We start from the raw sequence: 20957 nt of genomic DNA on the forward strand, positions 1-20957 counted from the left end.
GTATGCAGGGTGCTCGGGTCTGCGTGTCAGAGGCTGGGGCCGGGGTGGTCGATCGCGAGGGCGGTCAGGAGCATGCTGCGCTCGGGCGATTGGCCTTCAATGGCACGGCGGCGCAGTACGGGGATCGCGGTCGCCGCCGGGTCGAAGCCGAGCAGGGTCAGCTCGGCTTCGACCTGCGCCAAGAGCTCGGCCGCCTCTCGGGGTGAGGTGGTGAGCAGGCTCAGCGGTACGACGGTGTCGACGGTCTCTTGAAGGGGCTCACGGCCCCGCGCTGCGATGGCTCGCACCAGCTCGTGCCCTGGTTGCCTGGGTGCCACCACGTTCGGCTCCGATTGGCGCTGCGCGTCGAAGGCCGACAGTCCCGAGCAGCCATGCGCCGCAAGCCATTCGGCGGGGTCAAGCCCGTCCGGCAGCCGGGTGACCATGGCAGGCTGACCCATACCGCGGCATACCGAGTCCACCCACCGCTGGGTGCCTTCGGCGCCCGCCTCGTCCCCGTCCATGGCAACGACGATGCGTGCCGCCCCCGACGCGGTCACGCGCTCTGCCTGTGTCGATGACACCGTCACCCCGTTGGTGGAGCATGGCCAGAACTCATCGAGACGCTTCGCCCGGGCGGCGGCGGCGGCCACCGCTAGGGCGTCGAGCGGTCCCTCGACGACCACCGTCGTGGCCTGCGCACCCGGGGGCTCGACGCGGGGTGTGTAGAGCACCTGGGACTTGTCGAAGGTCGCAGTGCGGGTTGGGTTGCGGTATTTCGGCCCCCGCTCTGTGTCATCGACCTTGCGTCCGATGAAGCCCTCGATGTGGCCTGACTCCGATCGGACCGGAACCATGAGGCGGCCGTGGAAGGTGTCGCGGGGCAAACCGGATCGGCTGCGATGCGCGAGGTCGACGGCTTGCAGCTCGTCGATCGAGACCCCGTCGCGCAGGAGGCGGTCGGTCAGCCAGGACCAGCTACGCCCGCTGTGACCGATGACCGGCTGGGCGAGATCCGACTCCAGCTCGCGAACGTCGATGCCGCGGTGGTTGTGCAGGTAGCTGACTGCGAACGCGTGCCGGACCTTCGACGTGAGGTGTTCCCACGCCAACACATGGATTTCGTGGGCACGATCGACGCTGGTGAGCCTCCACGGAGTGGGCATTGGTTGCGATGGCCGTTGTCCGGCTGCGGGGCGCGTCGCCCTGGTCGCACGGTGGGTGTTCTCGAGACGGGCGACAGCGTCGCGGAACCCCACACCTGCGCGGCGCTGGACGTAATCGATGACGTCGCCGGACGCGCCGCACCCGAAGCAGTGGAACCGGTCCGGGATCTTGCCGCCCACGGAGAGGGAGGCTGTGGAGTCGTCGTGGAACGGGCAGCAGCCCATGAAGCCGTGCCCCGAGCGGTGCAGCTCGACCCCTGATGCGGTGATCACGTCTTCGATCGGGTGACGGCGCCGGACCTCGGCGACGTCGACGGATCCGGAGGTTGTGGTCACAGTTCGACTCCGCGGGCTGGGTGGCGTTGCATGGAGCTGCTTCGCTCGAGGAGCTGGCTTGTGAAGAGCTCTGCGAACTGCGGGACGGTCATGTGCACATCGACTTGGAGGGCCTTGGTGAAGGTCGTCTCCACGGCATCGGCTGGTGCGTGGGTGCTGATGACGGCGTACTCGTCCCAGGTGGGGTCGAACGCGTACAGCAGGCCCTCGTTGGCGTCGGCGGTTCGGCGCAGTGAGATCCGCTGTTCGTGCCGGTCGCCCCACCGCATGCCGTAGTCGCGGTCGATGCCGGGCAGGTGTCCGTAGGCGGCCTTGAACGCCTGCGGACCGGTCCAGGTGAGCGACGTCGGAGCGGGGTCGCCGGGCGCGCGGCCGGAGGCGGCCATCGTCAATGCGCTGAGCTCGTGGACACCGTCACTGAGCGCGCCGGTGATGCGGTCGGCGACGGTGAAGGCGACGTCGTCCACACCGTTGCTGAGGGTGAGCCCGACTGCGTGGGCGTAGGCGTTGCGTTGGCCGAGGCGGTACCAGTAGTCCGCGGGGTCGTCGAGGTCGACGTGCTGATGTGCATTGCGGGACAGGGCGATCAACTGCTCGGCGACGCGGTTCTGCATTGTTCCGTCGGAGGTGGCGCTCATAGCGGCCTTCCTCGCGCGGGGCCTTCCCGCGCTCCGTTTGGACAACGGCATCAGGGGGGCACTATGCGGGTGGCAAGCATCAAGGCGCCTAGGGTGCGGGTCGCTGTGGCGGGTCCCGGTGTTCATGGATGGTGCACTGGGTCATCGCGTTGAGCTCTCTGAGGAAGTGCGTCACCTCTTGCAGCGCGCGCAGCCAGTCGACGGCCGCGGTCGGTGCCGCCGACTGCGCGAAACAGGCCCGCTCGTGGTCCCTCAGGGCCAACAGCGCCTCGATCATGCCGCTGTGCTTCTCCCAGCAGGGAGGGATCGCGCGGGCGTCGACGCAGAAGCGGCGCACCAAATCGGCCACCCACTCGCGTAGCTCCGCCTTGACCTGCTCACACTCGCCGCGTGACAGCGACGGCAGGTGCACCGGTCCGGTCAGCTGACCAAAGGTCGTCGCGTACTCGTCGTCGCCGAAGGCCAGCGCTGGTTGGCCGGTCATGAGGCGTTTCGACGGATGACGTCGCGGCGGCGCAGTAGCTCGATGATCCCCAAGCTCGCCTGTCGTCGGCTCAGGTGCCGCCACCCACTGCTGCGCTCGAGGACCCGGTGCAGTTGTCGGTGGTCGCGGGCGCACAATGGCACGAGATCCTCATCGTCCTCGCGCCCGATACGGATGTAGGTGAGGTGGTGCAGGTGCCCTCTGCGCGGGCACCAGACCCGGTCGCAGACCCGGCATTGGGGCGGTGTCCCGTGTGACGTCAGCCAGGCGGCATACCAAGCTCGTCGTCGGGCCCGCCATCCGCCAGAGGCGAGGTACGCGTCGTAGGCTGCCCGGCGAGCGATGGAGTCGACACGGTGTCGCCTAGCGGTCCGACGCGTTTGCACGCTGGACCGCCCCCTCCAGTAGCCGGCGGTCCGCGACGAGCTGTTTGGCATCCGCGCGGCTCGTCCACGGGTTCATGGCAAGGTCGATGGGCTGGGCCGCGCGAAGCAGCATGATCGCGTTGCCGAACGGCAGAGTGCGCAGCTGGGCGGGTTCGAGGATCGGCACGCGTGTGGTCGTGGTGGAGTAGGTGCGTCGTCCATCGGCGCCACGGCTGGTCGAGGTCTGCTTCTCCTCGCGTTGACCCAGGAGTCTCGAGAGGTCCTCGAGGTCACGCGTGTTCGAGCCGCCGCCAAGGATCAGTTTGACGATGGCGGCGTCCCAGATCGCGGAGGCGGCGTGCTCACCCCAGACGGCGCGTGCCTGTGCAAGGGACTGCAGCACTACGACGGTGGAGATCCCGGTGCCGCCTCCATCGGACATCAGGGCGGGCAAGGACGGCAACGGATAGTTGGCCGCCTCGTCCAGGACCAGCGTCAAGGGCGGGTCGAGTCGGGCGGCAGGGGAGCGGGCGGCGATGCGGCGGGCTGCTTCGACGACGTCTTCAACGAACGCCCCAACCAGACCCGCGGTGGCCGCGCTGCCCGTCGAGGTGCCCAGCAGGTACACGGTCCCGTCGCTGCGCAGGAAGTCAGCAGGTTCGAAGACCTCATCGGGGGAGGGGGATACGGCATCCAAGACTCGCGGGTCAGCCAGCGCCGAGAAGACGATCGTCACCATGGCCCAGACCGAATCACGCTGACGCGGGTCCGCGCTGATGATCGCATCGAGCCCCTGATGCCATCCAGGGGCGGCGTTGGGGGTGACGTTGAGTACCTGAACGGCTTCGCGGGCATGCACCGCAGACAGAGACCACCGGTACAACTCCGAGCAGGTGTAGCCGCCTAAAGCCGCGGCATGGAGCAGGCAGCGCACAGCCTGCTCGGCCGAGGCCTGCCAGAAGTTGGAATCGGTGGTGCCAGCGGCAGTTCCGCTCGTGAGTGCCTTCGCGCGAACCATCGCTGTGTGTGGGTGTTCGCACCCGCGGATGGGCGACCAGCGGGTGGCGGACGGTATGCCGCGTGCGAGCCCCTGCGGGTCGAACACGGCGACCGGTCCGCGGAGGGCTCGTCGTCGCATTGTCGCCGTCAGGTTGTCTGGCCGTGTACTCGTCGTGAGGACGGCGCCAGGGGAGTCGAGGATCATGGGAATGGCCAGATGCAATCCCTTGCCTGCACGCGGCGGACCCAGGACCACGACTGAGTCTTCGACCGAGCAGTAGCAGGACACACCACCTGACTCGCCGAGGTGATAGCCCAGGTCCTGGGACGTCACGGTTCTAGTCATCGACGGCCGGAGGGCCGCTGCTCTGGCATGGAGGCGACGTCGGCCGGCGTTGGCTTGAACGTGTCGACGGGCTGCCATCCCTGGCCTCCGAGGGGTGAGCGTGCTTCGCCGCACTGCCAACGAAGCAGTGCACATTGCGGCAGTGGCAAGAACGACGATGAGGGCCAGCCGGTCTATCCGTGGGAGGTGGACGAGTGTTCTGGCCCATTCGGAGTTTGAGAGACTCTCGGTCCAGGCGTGGGCTTCCTCAACCGGACTCGCTAGGCCGAGAACCACGGCTGCGGATGCTGTCCCCAACGATCGGCGCATGCCCGCAACGCGGCTCCCAGGTCGCGCGCGGCGCGCCTGTGTGTCTCTAGGCCGTCCTGCGCTCATTTGCTCGCTCTGCCTCCCGATCTCCCTTGGTAGGAAGACGCGGCCATGGGGGCACCATGCGGGCTTTGAGGGTGGGACTGCAACGTGCCGGCAGCGCTCGCCTAGCCACTAGGGCATACCGCCCACTAAGGGCGCCCAGGCGCACCTTGACGGACGCCAACCCTCTGCAGCTTGCGCTGGACTCGTCCAGCTCAGGTATTGCGCCCGTAGCGGCTTTCCGCCCGTTGGAGAGCCAGCGTGCGCGTGTCTGACCCGGAGCGGTTCTCCCGTCAAGGGCGCGGTCGCCGTGCTACCGAACGGGACACCCCGGCTGGAGGTATCGGCACATCACCGCTGTGGCCTTCTCCCGGACGTCAGTGAGTCTCGCCGCGACCTTGTGCTTCACCTGATTTGCGGTCAGCAGATGACTCCCGAGCCCGATAATCCGGTTACCTCGCGGCCTTCTCGGTGTCTCCTGGGCCCAGATGGGTCCCGGCGCCTCAGACGGCCATCGCGTCACGGACCGTGTCGATCGCCCCGTCGCCGCCGTCGCCACTGGCCGCAACGCGTCCGGACTCGAGGACGTAGTACCGATCGGTGGTCCGGAGCGCGAAGCCCACATGCTGCTCGACGAGTAGCACCGACATGTCGCCGCGCTGCGTCAGCTCGGAGATGACACGCTCGATCTCGGTGACCACGTTGGGCTGGATGCCCTCGGTCGGCTCGTCAAGGATCAGCATCCGCGGTTTGGTGAGCAGGGTCCGCGCGATGGAGAGCTGCTGGCGCTGGCCGCCCGACAGCAGCCCTGCGGGGCGAGTCAGCAGGTCCCGCAGGGCGGGGAACATGTCGAGCACCGCATCGATGGCGGACTGGGAGGTGTCGACGAGCTGGAGGTTCTCCAGCGTCGTCATCTGTCCGAAGCAGAGCTGTCCCTGGGGGACGTAGCCGATCCCGCGGCGGACGCGCTTGTTCGGGGGCAGCCTGGTGACGTCCTCGCCGTCGAGGAGGATCTGGCCACGCTGGGGTGGCAGCAACCCCACCGCAGCGCGCAGGAGGGTGGTCTTGCCGGCGCCGTTGTGTCCGGTCATCGCCACAGCACGTCCGGTGGGCACGGTGATCGAGACGTCATGGAGCACGGGGGCCCGGGAGTACCCCGCAGTGACATTGCGCAGCTCGAGCATCAGGCGATCCCCTCCATGGCGGTAGCGGCCCGTCCGAGATAGACGTCCTGCACCCTTTCGTCGGACTGGATCTCGGCGAGCGTGCCCTCGGCAAGGACCTTCCCGGCGTGCATGACCGTGACGACGTCGGCGAAGTTCCGCACGAAATCCATGTCGTGCTCGATGACCACGGTCGTCCGCTCCGAGCCGATCCGTCGTAGCAGCTCCCCGGTAGCGTCCCGTTCCTCGTGGCTCATCCCGGCCACGGTCTCGTCGAGGAACATCACCTTCGCGTCCTGGACCAGGAGCATCCCGATCTCGAGCCACTGCTTCTGACCGTGGGCCAGGACGCCAGCTGGCCGGTCGCGCTGATCGGCGAGGCCGATCGTCTCCAAGGCGTGCTCCACGTAGTCAGGTGTAGCGCGACGGGCGAAGGGCATCCTCCAGGCCTTGCGGTGGATGCCACCGGCGATGTCCAGGTTCTGCAGGACGCTGAGCCGTTCGAACACGGTCGCGGTCTGGAAGGTCCGTCCGATCCCAGCCCGGACGATCTGGTGCGACTTCGAGGTGAGGAGGTCGTGGTCGCGGTATCGCGCCATGCCGGTCGCTGGCACGAGGCCGGTCAACGCGTCGACCACCGTGGTCTTGCCCGCGCCGTTGGGGCCGATCAGGAAATGGAGCCGACCCTGGAGCAGGGTCAAGTCGACCCCGTCGACGGCCTTGAAACCGTCGAACTCCACGGTCAGGTTGCGGACCTCCAGGTAGTCCCGGCCGAGCACGTCCGGTGCACTCATGCGGGCTGCGCCTCCTTCGCGCGGACGGGTGACTTGGTCCGTTTGAGCCATCCAGCCTCAGGCAACACTGAGGACAGCCCGGCCGGGATGAGCAGGATGACCACGACGAACAGCGCGCCCTGGACGTAGCTCCACTGGTTGGGGAACGACTCCGAGAGCGTCGACTGGCCGTACCCGACCGCCAGCGCCCCCAGCGCCGGCCCGAAGAGCGATGCTCTGCCACCCAGGGCGACGCCTGCGATCAGCCAGATCGAGGCCGTCGCGTCGACGTCGGAAGGGGAGATGATCCCGGCAATCGGCGCGAACATGGCCCCACCGACGCTGGCCATCAGCGCGGCGAGGACGAATGCGACGAGTTTGATGTTGGCCGGGTCGTAGCCGAGGAACCGCACCCTCTCCTCAGCGTCTCGAGTCGCGACCAGAAGCTCGCCGAACCGGCTGCGGTTGAGCTGCCAGACGACGACCAGGCAGGTGATCAGCAGAGCGGCCACGATCGTGTACACGAGCCTCTTGTTCACTGGGTCGTAGAGGTTGTAGCCGAAGAACGAGGTGAACTGGTTCAGGCCGTTGAAGCCGCCGGTCTGTTTGATGGTGGCGATTAGCAGGGTGGCGAAGGCGACCGCCAGACCTTGGCTCAAGATCGCGAAGTAGGCGCCCTTCACCTTTCGCTTGAAGATCGCGAACCCGAGGACCGCCGCGACAGCCGTGGGGACGACCACGATCGCGGCCAGGGTGAAAGCGGAGCTGCGGAACGGCTCCCACCACCCGGGCATCGAGCCGTCGCCGTACAGCACCATGAAGTCGGGCACGGCATCCGGACCTCCGGTGGCCATCGCCGCCTCCAGCTTGAGGTGCATCGCCATCGCGTAGCCGCCGAGGCCGAAGAAGACACCCTGTCCCATCACCAGCATTCCCCCGCGGCCCCAGGCCAGGCCGATGCCGACAGCCGCGATCGCCCATGCGCAGTATTTGCCGAGGTTGCCGAGCCGGAACGAGCTGAGGACTGCCGGCGCGACCACGAGCAGCAGGATGGCAAGCACGGCGATCCCGACCAGGGGAAGGTAGGGCTGCAGTCGTCGGGCGGTCACGCGAGCCCCCGAGTCCGGACCGTGAACAGCCCCTGCGGGCGGAGCTGCAGGAAGATGACCACCAGCGCGAAGATGATTACCTGCGCCATGCTGGCGTTGAGCCAGCGGGTCAGGTAGGCGATCACGATGCCGACTACGAACGCGGCGATGACTGTGCCCCGCAGTTGCCCGAGGCCACCGGCCACGACCACCAGGAACGCCGGAATGATGTAGGTCGAGCCAAGGCCCGGGTTGGTGCCGCCGCTGAGCGCGACCGCGACACCGCCGAGACCGGCCAGTCCCGAGCCGACGAAGAAGGTGATCCGATCCACGCCTCGTGTCGCCACCCCGACAGTCTCGGCCAGGTCGCGGTTCTGCACGGTGGCTCGGATCTGGCGGCCGAAGGACGTGTACTTCAGCAGTGCCCCCATGGCCGCGAGGCCGGCGAGCGCGATGACGATCGTGAACATTCGGACGTAGGGCCAGTTGTACCCGAAGACGGTGAAGTGGCCGTCGAGCCATCCCGGCGTGAACACCGACTCGCCCTGAGCGCCGAACAGGTCCTTGGCGGCCTGCTGCAGGACCATGCTGACGCCGACGGTCACCAGCAGGGTGTCCAACGGCCGGTGGTACATCCAGCGGATCACGCCCGCTTCCAGCGCCAGGCCCAGCAGGCCGGCGACAGCGAAGGCGACAGGGATCGCCAACAAGAGGGACAGGGTCCTGTTGGCGACGACCTGCTGGGTGAGGTAGGTCGAGTAGGCGCCGGCCATGAGGAACTCCCCGTGGGCCATGTTGATCACGCCCATCTGGCCGAAGGTGAGTGCGAGGCCGAGCGCGGCGACCAGCAGGATGGCGCCGGTCGACGTTCCCGTGAGTAGCGGTGTGGTGAAGGACTCCATGAAGAAGCTCCTAGGTCGGTGGGGTCACCCGGTGCGGTGTCCCGTGCCATGGCCAGGGCACGGGCCGGGGCGCGGGACACCGCGGGCGTTGGACGCCGCGTCGTCGGGCGGAGCGCTATCGCGTCATTTGGCGTCGGCGTTCCACCACGAGTACCCCTCCAGGAACGGGTCCGGCTCGATCGCCTTCTTTGAGGACCAGACGATGTCGAACTGGTTGTGTGCGTTGATCTGGCCGATGAGAGCAGTCTTGGCGATGTGATGGTTCTTGCCGTTGATGGTGACCTTGCCCTCGGGGGCGTCGAAGGACACGCCGTCGGCGGCCGCGTTCACCTTGTCGACGTCGAAGGAGCCCGCCTTCTCCACGATGTTCTTGTACAGGTAGAGCGAGGTGTAGGCCGCCTCCATGGGGTCGGAGGTCGGCCGATCCGGGTATTTCGCCTGAAAGGCCTTGATGAAGGTGGCGTTGGTCGGCGACTTCACTGACTGGAAGTAGTTCCATGCGGCGAACTGACCGGTCACGTTCTTGCCCATCGCGGGCGCCTCCTCCTCGGCGATGGACACAGAGATGATCGGCGTCGTCTTGGCGCTGAGGCCCTGCTCGTAGTAGGCCTTGATGAACCCGACGTTGGACGAGCCGTTGATGGTGTTGAACACGAAGTCCGGCTTGGCCTTGACGATCTTGGCGACCTGGGTCGACCAGTCGTCCTTGTCCAGCGGGACGTACTCCTCGCCGACGATCTTGATCCCCAGCTCGGCGGCATACTGCTTGATGATCTTGTTCGCAGTCCGGGGGAACACGTAGTCCGAGCCGGCGAGGAACAACGTCTTGGTGCCCTTGGACTTGAGGAAGTCCATCGCGGGGATGATCTGCTGGTTCGTCGTGGCGCCGGTGTAGTAGATGTTCTTCGACGCCTCGAGGCCCTCGTACTGCACCGGGTAGAACAGCAGGCCGTTGTTGGCCTCGACGACCGGCAGCATCGCCTTGCGCGAGGCGGAGGTCCAGCCACCGAAGACCGCGGCCACGCAGTCGCTGGTCAGGAGCTTGCCGATCTTCTCGGCGAAGATCGCAGGGTCCGAGGCACCATCCTCTTCGACGAACTCGACCTGCTTGTCAAGGATTCCGCCGGCAGCGTTGATCTCGCTCGCCGCGAGCTTCAGGGAGTCACGGACGGTCTGCTCGCTGATGGACATCGCGCCGCTGGTGGAGTTGAGGAACCCGAGCTTGATGGAGCCACCCTCCGTCTTGACGCAGGACGCGGCCGAAGCTGTCTTGTCACCGGTCTTTGAGCCGCCGCAGGCGCTGAGGGTTGCGGCCGCGGCCAGGACCGCGGCAGCGGCCGCGGTCATACGTGTGCGCGTGTCTAGCACTGGGGATACCTCTCGGTCTGCCGTGCAAGGGCGACACCACGCTGTGCCGTTCGGTCGCGGCAAACCTAGGGAGGACGTGTTTCTAGGTGAGGTCGGGTCCAGTTAACTTCGCGTTACGCCATCACCGGAGCTGACCGGGCATACCGCTCTGCCCCGATTCGTGCATGCCGCAGCGGTTCACGGCCGTCGGGTCGCTCGCAGAAGAATGAGGGAGTGCACTCGACGGAGCAGGCGACGGCCCGGTCATGCAACCGGTTCACCGCTGTGCCCTGCGGCCTTGTATAGCCAGCGGCGGGGCAAACGAGGGCGTTCAGGCTGAGTCAGCCCAAGGTCCTGATGGACCAGCCTGATCACTGGTTCCTCGAGGAGGGCCATGTAGTTGGGCCGGTACTCATCACCTTCAGGCTGCCTTGGCGGTCCTCACAGTCTTTCCGCCGCCCAAGATTGTGCGGAGGGCACGCTGCCGATGCGAGGACGGCAGCTGCCGTGACGGTGCACCGCACCGCGGTTCCCGAACTCCCGCGCACTGTGTCGATGTAGGCAGTCCGGGGTAGGGAAGCCCCATGCGTATAGGAAGAGTCGACGTCCAACCCCTCGGGGGCGCTGCAGGCTGCCTCATCATGATCCTTGTGTCAGTGCTCCTCTCGGTTGTGCTGAGCGTCGGGCTCAATCTGCTCTTGCGCTGAGCTGCGGGTGCCGGCTCCCAACCCTTCCCTGACCCGCCTCTTTTCGCCGCGTCTGCATGCGCGCGCACCTGCGTGGCTGACCGCGGCGGCGGATGCGATGGCTGATGGGGGCTAGCGTCCTGAGATGAGTTCCTCGAGAGCATCAATGACTGAAAGTACCTCCGCGGGCACGTCTGCGGCTGGCATTGACTTCGCGAGCGAGTGGACGTTGATCGTGCGAGCTTGCCGTTGCTGCAGTGCTGTGTTCATCGAACGTATGGCCAGTTTGGCGTCCACCAGCGAGAGACGCCCCTCCGTCGTCGCCCATTGCTGCTCGAACTCTTGTCCCGCAGCGCTCAGCACACTCTTGGGCGCCAAGGCGGCCGCAGGGTTGCCCCTAGCGCCCTTCTCTTCGATTCTCGTGGTTTGGAGTGCAAGCAGAGCCTCGTCCCCTAGCTGTTCGAGGGTCTGCCCTAGTAGCTCGCGAGCATCCTGGATTGAAACGCCCGAAACCTTCGCTATGGCACTTGGAACTAGCAGATAGTTTTCAAGTTCTCGGCGGCGCCACAGGTGCACGCGTGCGCCAGCGTTCTCGAGGGCGGTTATCTCCGCCCGACGCACGTGATCACAGCGGAGGTCACCGTCAAGGATGACGTACGTCCTAACCTGACTTCCCAAGGCGCCCATGGTCTCGGCGAAGGCCCCAGCAACAGAATTGCGGCTAAAGCCACCCAATGGGATAGTGGCGTAGCCGTCCGACGATGCGACAGACGTTCGCCCAGCCCGGCGCGCAAGTTGAGCGAGCACCGGCGCGTCGTCGCCTTCTACGAAGAGCGCCACCCTACTTCGGAGAGCCCTACCGACACCGAGTTCATAGCCGCTCCCCAGCCGGCGACCCATTAGGGCAAGCGATCCATCGCCTTTAGGCCTCTCCGCGGTGCGGCGAGATCTGTCAATCCAGACCGCACTTCCAGGCTCTGCCTCCGCGAGCATTTCCACGCTATGCGTAGCAAGAATCGTTTGTTGATTGCCCGCAAAGATCGTTCGTGCGAGACGTCGTTGTAGATCTGGATGGAGAAACACGTCTGGCTCGTCGAGAATCACAACTGGGGCGCCCCGCTGCTGCCAGAGGTGATATAGCGCTTGAAGCCAAATTTGGACACCATCCCCAGCCCACGCAATTTCCCGCTCCCGTCGCGTGCCCTCCTCTTCGAAAAAGAGGTCGAAGTCGTCCTCTACAGTGCCCATGGCGCGACGAAGTGTGAGGTTCGTCAACTCGGGTGTTCTTTCGTAAACATACGACGTGAACTCGATCCACTGCTGCGGATCGAGCCTATAGAGGGCATTACGGAAGTAGCGGCTCGAGCGCTTGCTAGTTCTATGCCGTCGCCACGTCTCGTCGCTGACGTAAGCCTCACGATCGTCTAATGGGGTTAACGTGGGAACAACGGCGATGTTCGGCACTAGGTCTCGCGCGGCAGCTCGCGGCTGAATGAGTTTTCCGCCGTCTGGGGGGAAGACAAAAAACGTGCCAACTGCCTGACCGTCTTCTTCGTCGTAATCGAGCATGCTTGCCCAAGACACGAGAATCCGGACACCCGTGCTCGTGACCGCCTCGATGCGTGTCTCGTCCAACCGAAAGTCGTGTCTAATGTTCTCGTCTGAGAAGGCAGATGCTTCGATCGCGGCAGCCGTAATGGGCCATCCACGAGTGGCTCTGCCTTCGACCTCGCCGGAGCCGTTCGGATTTATCCGTCGGGCCTGCGGGAGCATCGAGGCCAGCAGGCGCATAGCACCCAAGGCGGTCGATTTCCCAGCGTTGTTGGCTCCCACGAGCACGTTGGTCCGTCGAAGGCTGATTGAGTGATTCTCAAATCCTTTGTAATTGACCAGTCTGAGAGACTTGAGGGCCAGACTTTGCGTCAACGGTCACTTCCTTCGAGATAGCGGCCCGGTCAGGCGCCGGCCAGCAATTCGGCCTGCCCGGTCTAGCCAGCCGGGCCGGAACGATGCACGATTCCGGCCGCATTCACCAGCCGAAACCGTTCCATCTGAGACATCTTGACATGCCTGAAGGCCGCGGCTCCCGCCTTCCGCAATCAACCGTAATTTGGCCTTCGCGGCACGGGCTCGCCAAGAGTGGGTTGGCGAGACGGACGTTGCGCTTCTATGCCCGCCCACCTGGCCAAGACCTCGATCCTCAGGTTTCAGAAGGAGCTTGGGAACGTGCTGGGGTGGACGAGCAAGGGTGAGGGGTGCGGGAGATGTGTGCATCCGTCGCGTACTGCGGCGGATCCTGTCGGCGCCAAATGGCTGCTGCCTGCACAGGAATGTCGGTGCCATGAGTCGTGTCCTCCCGCCGCGATCAGGCTCAGTTCATCCTCGTGCCGCTGGGCCTGGCGGTCTTACTCGCGACTCGTCGGATCGGCCTGCTGCCGACCATCGGGATAGCGCGCACGAAGGATCCGCTCCAACTCTTTCGCGGTGTAACCCGTGGCATCCACTCTCTCGCCATCCAGCAGGAGGCGCTTGCTGTCGTGCCTAGCAAGGATTGCGGCTAGCGCCGTTGCGACAGCAGCGAGTCCTCCGGCCTTGAGGAAGGCTACTGTGATCCTCACACCGGCGGAGTCGCCCGATGAATGTGAGATCGGTTCCTCCGCAGCCAGGCCAGCTTCTCTGAGGGTCTCGACCATCTCGTCGACATAGCTTCGTGGAACCCCGATCTCGAGGTCGCTTTGCTCGAAGGCGGTTCCTGGGCGAATGTCGAGTACGAGGTCGTCTGCCATGAGGACATGCTGCACCAAGGAGCGAAGGGATGCGCTCGTGCTTGTCGGACCGCGGAACATTTCGTGTATCGACGAGCATCGTCTCTGTCGTATCTGTGGCTACATGCCGAGAGGGGGCCCTGGCCAGGGGCCCCCTTCGAAGCCGCGATGAGTGCGTCACATCGCCGCGAGGCGGCGAAGGTGTTGGGTGGTCGGCGCTAGTAGTAGTGGCTGACGTCCTCCGAGGATCCGGCGGGCTGGAAGGCGGCGAGTCGGCGCCAAGAGGAGTACCGGTTCTGGTCGCCTGGCTTCTCGCCTGACCCCGCAACGAAATGCAGGGGCGATTCGAGGCGCGCAATTCGATCCGAGAGATCTATCGGAAATTGAAGCAGCACGGTGACGCGACGGGCGCGCCTCAGGTGCTCACCTTCCTGTTCCGTGAGGCGAGCGCCGGCTCGCAAATCGAGGGCGCCAGAACCTTGAACAGCCAGGGAACTGTTACCCAGCACGTCGATTGCGCCCGCGGCGATGCGCTCACGGCCGCCCGTTTGTGTGTATCGGCCGTGACGAAATGGCCCTGAAACCGCTATGTGGTCCAGCGGAATTGGGTCCAGCAACGAGGACGCGACAACTATCGTTTGGCGATGCTCAGGGAGATCCGCCACCCCTCTCGATGAGAGGAAGAGCGAGAGCGCAATGCTAAGGCTGCAGTCACCCTGCTCGAGCGGGAGCGAAGAGTATGGGTGGGGGTCATGATGGCGCTCCGAGCCTGGATCAAACTTTGTCAGCGTCAGTTGCCCTCTGATGAGTTCAAGCGTCGGCACGGAAGCCTGGGCAACGACGGAGCGAAGTAGCTCATGGCGGTGCGCTGAGCGAGTGGCATTGCCTTCTCGCCACGGTACTTCTCGCTGAACCTGGCCACCTGACTTCGTTCCTACGACATAGGGTGCGCGATCAGTTTGGAACTCCAGGGCAACAACCGCAGTGCCGGGACGGACCGTCACATTAAGTACGGTCAGTTCGGGGGCGTCACCGTCGAACCATCGACGCACGCCGTGCCACCACGAGGACGCTTCCTCCGTATCAACCGAACACACCCGAGCCCTGTTCTCATCAATCCCGATGATCCACAGAACCGGCTCGGTGCCACTGGCGTTGGCGTGCCCAGCAATTTGGCGTGCCGCCCTGTGCGCGTCAGGCCATTCCGCCTTTAGCTCGATTCGGTCATCCTCAACCTTGCGCCCTGACAGAGCACGATCCACTACCTCGAGCACCCGAGCCTCCAGGCGCTGCAGTTTCATTGAGTCACCATGGGTTCGCTAAGCATGTCGCGAGCCTGCCAGAAGGGTCCGACGCTGGGCGTCCCGGACGCCGTCTTTCCGCCGCGAGCCGGGCAGGGGAAATGCGCGCACTCATGCCGATGAGCCGACGGTTCCTCGGCGGCCACCGCCTGTGGCTGAAACACTGCACCCATGGACTCCGTAGCCGGGAAAGTCGCTGTGCTGACTCAGGTGCTCCGGGAGGTGGTCGGTGACGCGGCAGCTGCCACGTGCGACGTCGACCACAAGTGGCCTGATTCTGCGCGTGCTGATCTGGTCAGCCGGGACGTCCCAGGTCGCAACGTGACGATCCAAGCCACGCCGGAGTGGTTCGACATCAGGGCCAACGACCTCGGTGTTAGCGCGACGATCTTTGATTCCGATTACGACGAGGCAGAGCTCGAAGACACCATCCGCGAACTGGCGACCGTTGCCCGGGAGTACTTGGCGGGAGGTGGTCACATTGAGTGGAGACGGCACCTCCTCGGCGGCCCGCGTCCACGCCTCAAAATCCAGACCGGGCATGGAGAATGGGTACTAGGACGTAGGACCTCGCACATCCCATACCCGTAGCGGCGTGGCCTCATCTGCCGCCGTCCGGAGCGTGCGTCTTACCGCCGCGGGCGGGGCGGTCGGATATGCACTCATCTGCCGATGTGAGAGCACATCGCAGCGGGCGTCAGTCGTTAGACGCGACGATCACGTGCAGATCCGCGTTGGCGCGATCGATGACTACGAACTCGTGGAAGCCCAAGCCGCCCGTGACATCGCCGTAGTCGTGTTCGGCCTCGGGCCCGGGGTTACGAAGCTTGTAGATGTTGCCCACCCTGAGTAGCGAGTAGACGGCTCCAAGCTGGTGCATGACTTCAGGCGGCTGCCGATATTCAGGATCTGTCCAGTCCTGCTCGTTGGCCCACCTGTGAAGGTCCGCTTCGGTACGTCCGGCTGTCGAGGGCTCGAACCGGCCAACATCGATCTCGCTCAGCACCCAGCGGCCATGAACCGGCTTTCCGAACGGAGCGCTCTCCGACTGGAACGGCGATGCGTAATCGTGCGCATACCCAGGGCTGCTGATTAGGGACGCAAGAACGTCGGCATCGTCCTGGTCGACGTCGATGACGAAGTGCGTCATCTAGACCCACATGAACGTGTTCTTGTCGAGGTGAACGATGTCCGATCCGGACAGGAGGAGTGGCACGCCACGACCGTACTTTGATCCGCCCGCACATGCCGCGATGTGCCTCGTGCAAGAGCTGCACCCGCTCTATCCCCGCGGTGCGGAGGTAGTGTCGGCTCGTGGATTGGTTCGAGTTGGACTGGCGCGTTGTCTGGCCCTTGGGAGGCGCTGCCCTCGGTGTGCTCGTGGGTCAGTTCTACCGGTCGTGGTCGAGGCGCCGCCGGCAAGCGTCCAAGCGCACTAACTGAAAACATCCGCTCATGCCGCAGTCCGGTCGTGCCGATGAGCGTACTAGTCGCCTCGTGCCCAACGAGTTGCGTCGCGACTGTCGTAGGTCCGCGAATCCGTCTCCAGCACGGTGGCACATTCGACGGTGAGCGTCCCGCGATTGTCGGCGCGAGGAGCGAGTGTCATTCGCGCAGCGGTCACGGTCTGGGCCGGTACGCCGTCGCGCTGGAACCGGTCCCTCAACCAGCGGCTCGTTTCCTCCGCAATCTCAAGCGACGGCGAGAGTTCTCGGTCCTCGACGGTCGCCGTCCCGCTCAGCAGGTCCACGGTGACGACCGAACCCGACAGTTGACGAAGTCGCGGGAGGTCGCCGTAAAGCCTCCACCCACATGCGATCTGAGTGGGCGTGTTCGCGAGGTCCTTCAACAGTCCACGACGCATAGTCGTGACGATATCGAGGGTCTCAGGGCGCTCGGGTGGAAACGGACTCTCATGCCGCGGACAGCGCGATCGGAACTGCCGAATTGAGGACGTGTGCGTACTTGCCGATGAACTCGTGCAACATGCCCGGCACGCAACAATGGAGGGCGTGACGACTGAAAGTGCCGAGCCCGGTAACCAAGGGCACACTGCTGGGCAACTCGTCATCGTGTGTGGACTGCCTGCAAGCGGGAAGACCACCCTTGCAAGGGCGCTGGCCCCTGAGCGGCGTGGCGTCCGGCTGAGCCCGGACGAGTGGCTGCACGCGCTCGGCACCAACCTCTGGGATGCCGCCATGCGTGAGCGCGTGGAGGCACTCCAATGGGGCTGGGCGCAGGAACTCCTGTCCATCGGCACCACGGTCATCATCGAGTGGGGAACGTGGGCGCGATCGGAACGGGATGTGCTCCGGCGCCAGGCAAAAGCGCTCGGGGCCACCACCGAACTGATTTACCTTGACGTTGATGCCGAGGAAATTTGGCGACGCATTCAACAAAGGGCCATCGAGGTGCCGCCCGTCCAGCGCGCTGATCTGAGTGAATGGGTTGGGCTATTTGAGGCGCCTGACGATGCTGAATTCGCCCGATACGACACTTGGTTGGCACTGACATAAGCGTCCGCTCATGCCGCAAAGTGCGCGATTCAGGGACCCGGGGCCTGTTCCTCCTGAGACACTCGGCGCATGTGGAGTCAGGTGCTGTACGCGCTCGTGGCCGCGCTTCTTCTGTACGCCCTGATCAGCGTGGTGCTGAAGGTCATCGAGCAAAGGCTGCGACCTACGAGTGACCCCGCCGTCGATGGCAAGCCAGGGACCGGCGACGTCCGATCCCAGCGCCCCAACTAGGCGGCCCGCAGCGCCCGCTCATGCCGCGATCCGTGCGTGTAAGAACTTCGGACCTGCCGGCGTCATGCGTCGCCTAGTTGTAGCGTCCCTGGAGTGAGCGACGTCGTCATCGACACTCGGGCCCTTTTGGAGCGATTGCGTGAGGATGAGTACTACTCGTTACCTCTCAAGATCGTGGCTCGCCGAAGGACCACCACATTGGACGAGCTCAGGGCCGCGGCCGCAGCGGCGATTGCCAGTGCGAACAAGTCGGCCGAGGAGCGGGTGCCTGACGATTCCACGGTCTGCACGGCCCCCGATGTGGTTCGGAGCTACCTCGCGGCGGAGATCAACAACGGGTTGATGGGCGAGGAGGAGGTCTTGGCCTGGTTGTCGGACTTCGCCACTGCGATCAAGGGCGTGCCGGTGCGCGTCACCACCCAGCCTCGAGAGAGTGGTGTGCCCTGGACAATCTTGGAGTCATGGCGTGATGTGACGCGGTATGCCCCGACCGCGTTCCTCTTCTTTTCGGCCCCCTCGCATGTCGCACCTAATGGTGGACTGTTCCGGCGCCTCGAACCGGCAGTCCTTGACCTCGTGGCGGAGCGGTTGGAAACGTGGGGGCGATGGCCGAGTGGTCGCACGTTCGTGTCAAGGGGCCTGGGCCGCTACCCGTGCAAACCCGGAACCGGCGCAAGGGAGCTGCTTAAGAGTTTCGACGAGCAGCTGAGCCTGACGCAGTACACCCTCGTTCCTCGGCGCCTGTCCCAGGTGAAGTTCAGTTTCGACGCTCAAGCCACTGTGCAGGCGTACGACGAGACGCAGCCGGTCCTGGACCTCCTGGAGCGTGTCATAGAAGCGCTGCGCATCGTAGGCCCGCTGCTCGACTCCGCCTATGTCCGAATGGACCGGGTTGGTCGTCCGTCGGATCAGGTGAGCATGCGCCGCCTCGGGCGGCAGCCCACCGAGGCCGAACAGCTCTATCGCGACTCAATCTTTTCCGAGGACTTCCTCATCGGGCCAAACGTTGCTCTAGTGCTGAACCCGCGACACCTGGACAAGGGCTTCCACGGTGCGGACTTCACGACAGAGGAACTCGGGAATCAACGCGTCCTGGTCGTGGCACGTGACAGAGAACCATGGGTGACCGGACGCGGTCCCGACTCCGCCGTTCTGGCGGCCGCGCAGCCGCTCTTGATCCTTTGACTCTCAAACGCTCTGACTGGCTCAAGGAGGTGGACGCCAGACGCGCCCGGCGATAGGTGCCGCATGGCAGAAGTTTGGCTCGCCGAACGTCCGCTCATGCCGCCGACAGTGTGCTCGAAAGTGCCGAGATGAGCGCTGCCGCTGCGACGATTCCGTGGTCGCAGGCTGTTCAGGAACTGCTCGTACATTCGTGGCATGACTCCGCTGCCCCCACTCTTGCTCACGGGTGGTCCCGCCGTCGGTAAGACCGTCACGGCCACACTCTTGGCTGAAACGACTCCGCGCACCGCCTGCCTCGACGTCGACGACGTTCGCCAGTTGATCAAGAATGGCGATGCTGCGCCGTGGGAGGGTGCTGAGGGGCAAGCCCAGCAGTTGCTGGGGGTCACGAACGCCGCCGCGCTGACCAGCAACTTCCTCGGTGCCGGGTTCAACGTCATTCTGGCGGACGTTCTGGACGCCCAATCACTGGCGGAGTATCGGCGGCTTATTCCAGACGTACTCATTGTCCGGCTCACGGTGTCGCTGGTGGAGGCGCGGCGACGAGCTCGAACACGCAAGGTGTACCTGACCGACGTTGAGTTCGAGACTCTGCACGCGAACCAATCCGCGCCGTTGGACGTGGACCACCAACTCGACGTCACTCACCTTGACCAGGTGCAGCAGTCAGAACACGTTCGAGGGCTTTGGACACGCCACTAGGACGTCCGCTCATGCCGCGATCCGGTCGCTCCGGCCGATGAATGAACCACTACTCGATCGGACTGCGACCGGTCCGCCGCCTACGGACAAGGTGGCGGACTTCGATGAGGACGCCGACGAGGAAGAACGCGCAGCCGATCCCATACGCGATGCGCCAAAGCCCGTGACGATGCAGCGCGTCGTCCAGTGTGAACACGGTGAAGCCCCCAAACATCAGGAGACGGAAGACCGGCTCGTCCCAGAGCGACCACCCCTTGGGCTCCTGACCATTCGTCATGGATCGATCCTCGCATCAGCGATGGAGTGCAGGTGCAAAGCTGCGGAGACAGTTACCGCGCCTTGGGCGAACACGCACACTTATGCCGCGATTCGGGGCCTTGCACTGATCCTTCTGAGTTGTGTCTACTTAGCGGCGCTCCTTATGCCACCCTTGCCGCGTGAGGGCGAAAGCGAGGCGAGGGCATAGATGGGAGGCGACCTATCTTGCCTCCGTCGGCATCGCCGCAGTCCTGAATCAAGTCTCGGGTGGGTCTGTGGTCCCCTACGCGGTCAGTGCGATCCTCACGCTCCCGTTCTCCTGGTTGCTCACCTATCCAATTGGCTGGCTAGCCACTTGGACATCCACTGCAACAGGAGGCGACACGACAACGGGCAACTTCTACAGCGCAGCTACGGTCGTGGTCGCATTCGTTGGCATCGCCGCCATCAATCTCATGTGGGCCCGCGCCGTCGCCGAGTGGTGGCTCTCGATGCCTCGCCGCCGCCACGCAGTGTCGCCGGGAGAGACTGCTAAACGGTAGAGCGGCACGCCTGACGACTTAATCAGTGGCGCCATGTACGCGTCCGACGTCCGCTCACGCCGCGTTTCGGATGCCAGAGGCTGCGCCGGCGGACATAGGGTCATAGGCGTGAGCAGATTGCTGATCATCGCCGGTGCTGCCATCGCTGTCTTGGGTGTTGTACTTATCCCGCTCCCCGGCCCGGGGTATCCGATCCTCATCCTCGGCGCAATCGTGCTCATGGTCGGCGGAGTCCTAGCCGCGACTCTTAGACGAGGTCCACGGCAAACGCCCTGACATGCCGCGCGGCGGTCGGTAATGCCAAAGAGCGACCCTGCCGTTGGTGGCGCTTGTTCGCCGCCCATCATTCGTCACGTTCTCGCGCCCACCCCAACACGAGGCAGGCGACGACGAAGAGCGAGAGCGCCAGAAGCGCCTTGAGCATCTCCCCCGAGAGCAAGTACTTAAAGAAGAACGGGAGCGCAAAGACCAGAGTCCCGATGACCAGGAGCCATTCCTTCGCACCCAGGCGAGGGCTCGAACCATCAACACGAACGGGCCGACTCCGTCCCTCGTGCCTTTCCCTGCCCCTGTGTCTCACCGGACGAGTATGTCCCCTCGACTGACCACACTCATCTGCCGCGATGCGGGAGTGCGTCTCTTCGCCGCCTGCGGGCGTTGCTGGGCAGGCATCGGGTTGGCATGCTGAGCTAGGAGGGCTGCAGCGGTGGTCCCAATGCGCTGACGCCGTAGCGAGCACCGATCTCGGCGATCTTGTCGGGGTCGGGCGCACCTCGGAGGTTCGCGAAGTACGCGCTCTGTTCCTCGAACATGCCCTCAAGCCCCGCCGGGGTG

General features: G+C 64.9%; 21 protein-coding genes. 5 read left to right on the forward strand and 16 right to left on the reverse strand.

Annotation, left to right across the window (positions count from 1 at the left end):
* Positions 1 to 26: 26 nt before the first annotated feature.
* The 12 genes from ASG95_RS07255 to ASG95_RS21245 all read right to left on the reverse strand — a co-directional run bounded on the left by ASG95_RS07255 (position 27) and on the right by ASG95_RS21245 (position 14689).
* Entirely contained in the window at positions 27 to 1481 is a 1455-nt protein-coding gene (locus tag ASG95_RS07255) for a CHC2 zinc finger domain-containing protein (RefSeq protein ID WP_057377030.1), read from the reverse strand.
* Positions 1478 to 2119, reverse strand: coding sequence for a hypothetical protein (locus ASG95_RS21235; RefSeq protein ID WP_157581797.1), 642 nt, complete (start codon positions 2117 to 2119; stop codon positions 1478 to 1480). The genes ASG95_RS07255 and ASG95_RS21235 overlap by 4 nt, the downstream gene beginning before the upstream one ends.
* Positions 2120 to 2207: 88 nt before the next feature.
* Positions 2208 to 2603, reverse strand: coding sequence for a hypothetical protein (locus ASG95_RS07265; protein WP_057377032.1), 396 nt, complete (start codon positions 2601 to 2603; stop codon positions 2208 to 2210).
* Positions 2604 to 2966: 363 nt separating this feature from the next.
* The gene (locus ASG95_RS20800) at positions 2967 to 4301 is read right to left on the reverse strand and encodes a type IV secretory system conjugative DNA transfer family protein (RefSeq protein ID WP_235543560.1); all 1335 of its coding nucleotides are present in this window, start codon (positions 4299 to 4301) and stop codon (positions 2967 to 2969) included.
* Positions 4302 to 5167: 866 nt separating this feature from the next.
* Positions 5168 to 5848: an ATP-binding cassette domain-containing protein gene (locus ASG95_RS07275; protein WP_057377034.1), complete on the reverse strand. Its 681-nt coding sequence runs from the start codon at positions 5846 to 5848 to the stop codon at positions 5168 to 5170.
* A complete protein-coding gene (gene urtD / locus ASG95_RS07280) occupies positions 5848 to 6621 on the reverse strand; it encodes an urea ABC transporter ATP-binding protein UrtD (protein WP_057377035.1) in 774 nt (257 codons plus the stop codon). Before urtD ends, ASG95_RS07275 begins: the two co-directional genes overlap by 1 nt.
* Entirely contained in the window at positions 6618 to 7709 is a 1092-nt protein-coding gene (gene urtC / locus ASG95_RS07285; protein ID WP_057377036.1) for an urea ABC transporter permease subunit UrtC, read from the reverse strand. The genes urtD and urtC overlap by 4 nt, the downstream gene beginning before the upstream one ends.
* Positions 7706 to 8590: an urea ABC transporter permease subunit UrtB gene (gene urtB / locus ASG95_RS21240; RefSeq protein ID WP_057377037.1), complete on the reverse strand. Its 885-nt coding sequence runs from the start codon at positions 8588 to 8590 to the stop codon at positions 7706 to 7708. Before urtB ends, urtC begins: the two co-directional genes overlap by 4 nt.
* 123 nt (positions 8591 to 8713) lie before the next feature.
* On the reverse strand, positions 8714 to 9937 hold the full coding sequence (gene urtA / locus ASG95_RS07295; RefSeq protein WP_057377038.1) for an urea ABC transporter substrate-binding protein: 1224 nt from the start codon (positions 9935 to 9937) through the stop codon (positions 8714 to 8716).
* 818 nt (positions 9938 to 10755) lie between these two features.
* On the reverse strand, positions 10756 to 12549 hold the full coding sequence (locus tag ASG95_RS20805; RefSeq protein WP_082592413.1) for an ATP-dependent endonuclease: 1794 nt from the start codon (positions 12547 to 12549) through the stop codon (positions 10756 to 10758).
* 479 nt (positions 12550 to 13028) lie between these two features.
* The gene (locus tag ASG95_RS07300; RefSeq protein WP_157581799.1) at positions 13029 to 13409 is read right to left on the reverse strand and encodes a hypothetical protein; all 381 of its coding nucleotides are present in this window, start codon (positions 13407 to 13409) and stop codon (positions 13029 to 13031) included.
* A gap of 197 nt (positions 13410 to 13606) precedes the next feature.
* Positions 13607 to 14689, reverse strand: a complete 1083-nt coding sequence (locus ASG95_RS21245; protein WP_157581801.1) for a hypothetical protein — start codon at positions 14687 to 14689, stop codon at positions 13607 to 13609.
* A gap of 171 nt (positions 14690 to 14860) precedes the next feature.
* Here ASG95_RS21245 and ASG95_RS07310 point away from each other — a divergent pair, with 171 nt between their 5' ends.
* Positions 14861 to 15280, forward strand: coding sequence for a hypothetical protein (locus ASG95_RS07310; RefSeq protein ID WP_157581803.1), 420 nt, complete (start codon positions 14861 to 14863; stop codon positions 15278 to 15280).
* A gap of 106 nt (positions 15281 to 15386) precedes the next feature.
* On the opposite strand, the gene ASG95_RS07315 is transcribed toward ASG95_RS07310, so the two are convergent.
* Together ASG95_RS07315 and ASG95_RS07320 are read right to left on the reverse strand one after the other, a co-directional pair.
* Positions 15387 to 15839, reverse strand: a complete 453-nt coding sequence (locus ASG95_RS07315) for a hypothetical protein (protein WP_057377042.1) — start codon at positions 15837 to 15839, stop codon at positions 15387 to 15389.
* A gap of 336 nt (positions 15840 to 16175) precedes the next feature.
* Complete coding sequence (locus ASG95_RS07320) at positions 16176 to 16553, reverse strand: hypothetical protein (RefSeq protein ID WP_057377043.1); 378 nt, start codon at positions 16551 to 16553, stop codon at positions 16176 to 16178.
* A 148-nt stretch (positions 16554 to 16701) separates the two neighbouring features.
* Between ASG95_RS07320 and ASG95_RS07325 the strand changes: the two genes are divergently transcribed.
* The 4 genes from ASG95_RS07325 to ASG95_RS07335 all read left to right on the forward strand — a co-directional run bounded on the left by ASG95_RS07325 (position 16702) and on the right by ASG95_RS07335 (position 19323).
* Positions 16702 to 17205: an ATP-binding protein gene (locus tag ASG95_RS07325; protein ID WP_200961887.1), complete on the forward strand. Its 504-nt coding sequence runs from the start codon at positions 16702 to 16704 to the stop codon at positions 17203 to 17205.
* A gap of 69 nt (positions 17206 to 17274) precedes the next feature.
* Positions 17275 to 17436, forward strand: coding sequence for a hypothetical protein (locus ASG95_RS21250; RefSeq protein WP_157581807.1), 162 nt, complete (start codon positions 17275 to 17277; stop codon positions 17434 to 17436).
* A 93-nt stretch (positions 17437 to 17529) separates the two neighbouring features.
* Positions 17530 to 18621: a hypothetical protein gene (locus tag ASG95_RS07330; protein ID WP_057377045.1), complete on the forward strand. Its 1092-nt coding sequence runs from the start codon at positions 17530 to 17532 to the stop codon at positions 18619 to 18621.
* 195 nt (positions 18622 to 18816) lie between these two features.
* A complete protein-coding gene (locus ASG95_RS07335; RefSeq protein ID WP_057377046.1) occupies positions 18817 to 19323 on the forward strand; it encodes a hypothetical protein in 507 nt (168 codons plus the stop codon).
* Between the two features lie 49 nt (positions 19324 to 19372).
* On the opposite strand, the gene ASG95_RS07340 is transcribed toward ASG95_RS07335, so the two are convergent.
* Both ASG95_RS07340 and ASG95_RS22340 read right to left on the reverse strand, forming a co-directional pair.
* Entirely contained in the window at positions 19373 to 19600 is a 228-nt protein-coding gene (locus ASG95_RS07340; protein WP_057377047.1) for a hypothetical protein, read from the reverse strand.
* An 866-nt stretch (positions 19601 to 20466) separates the two neighbouring features.
* A partial coding sequence (locus ASG95_RS22340; RefSeq protein WP_369820362.1) for a hypothetical protein occupies positions 20467 to 20957 on the reverse strand: 491 nt, incomplete at its 5' end.

It is taken from the genome of Phycicoccus sp. Soil803 (assembly GCF_001429685.1).
GTDB lineage: Bacteria > Actinomycetota > Actinomycetes > Actinomycetales > Dermatophilaceae > Pedococcus.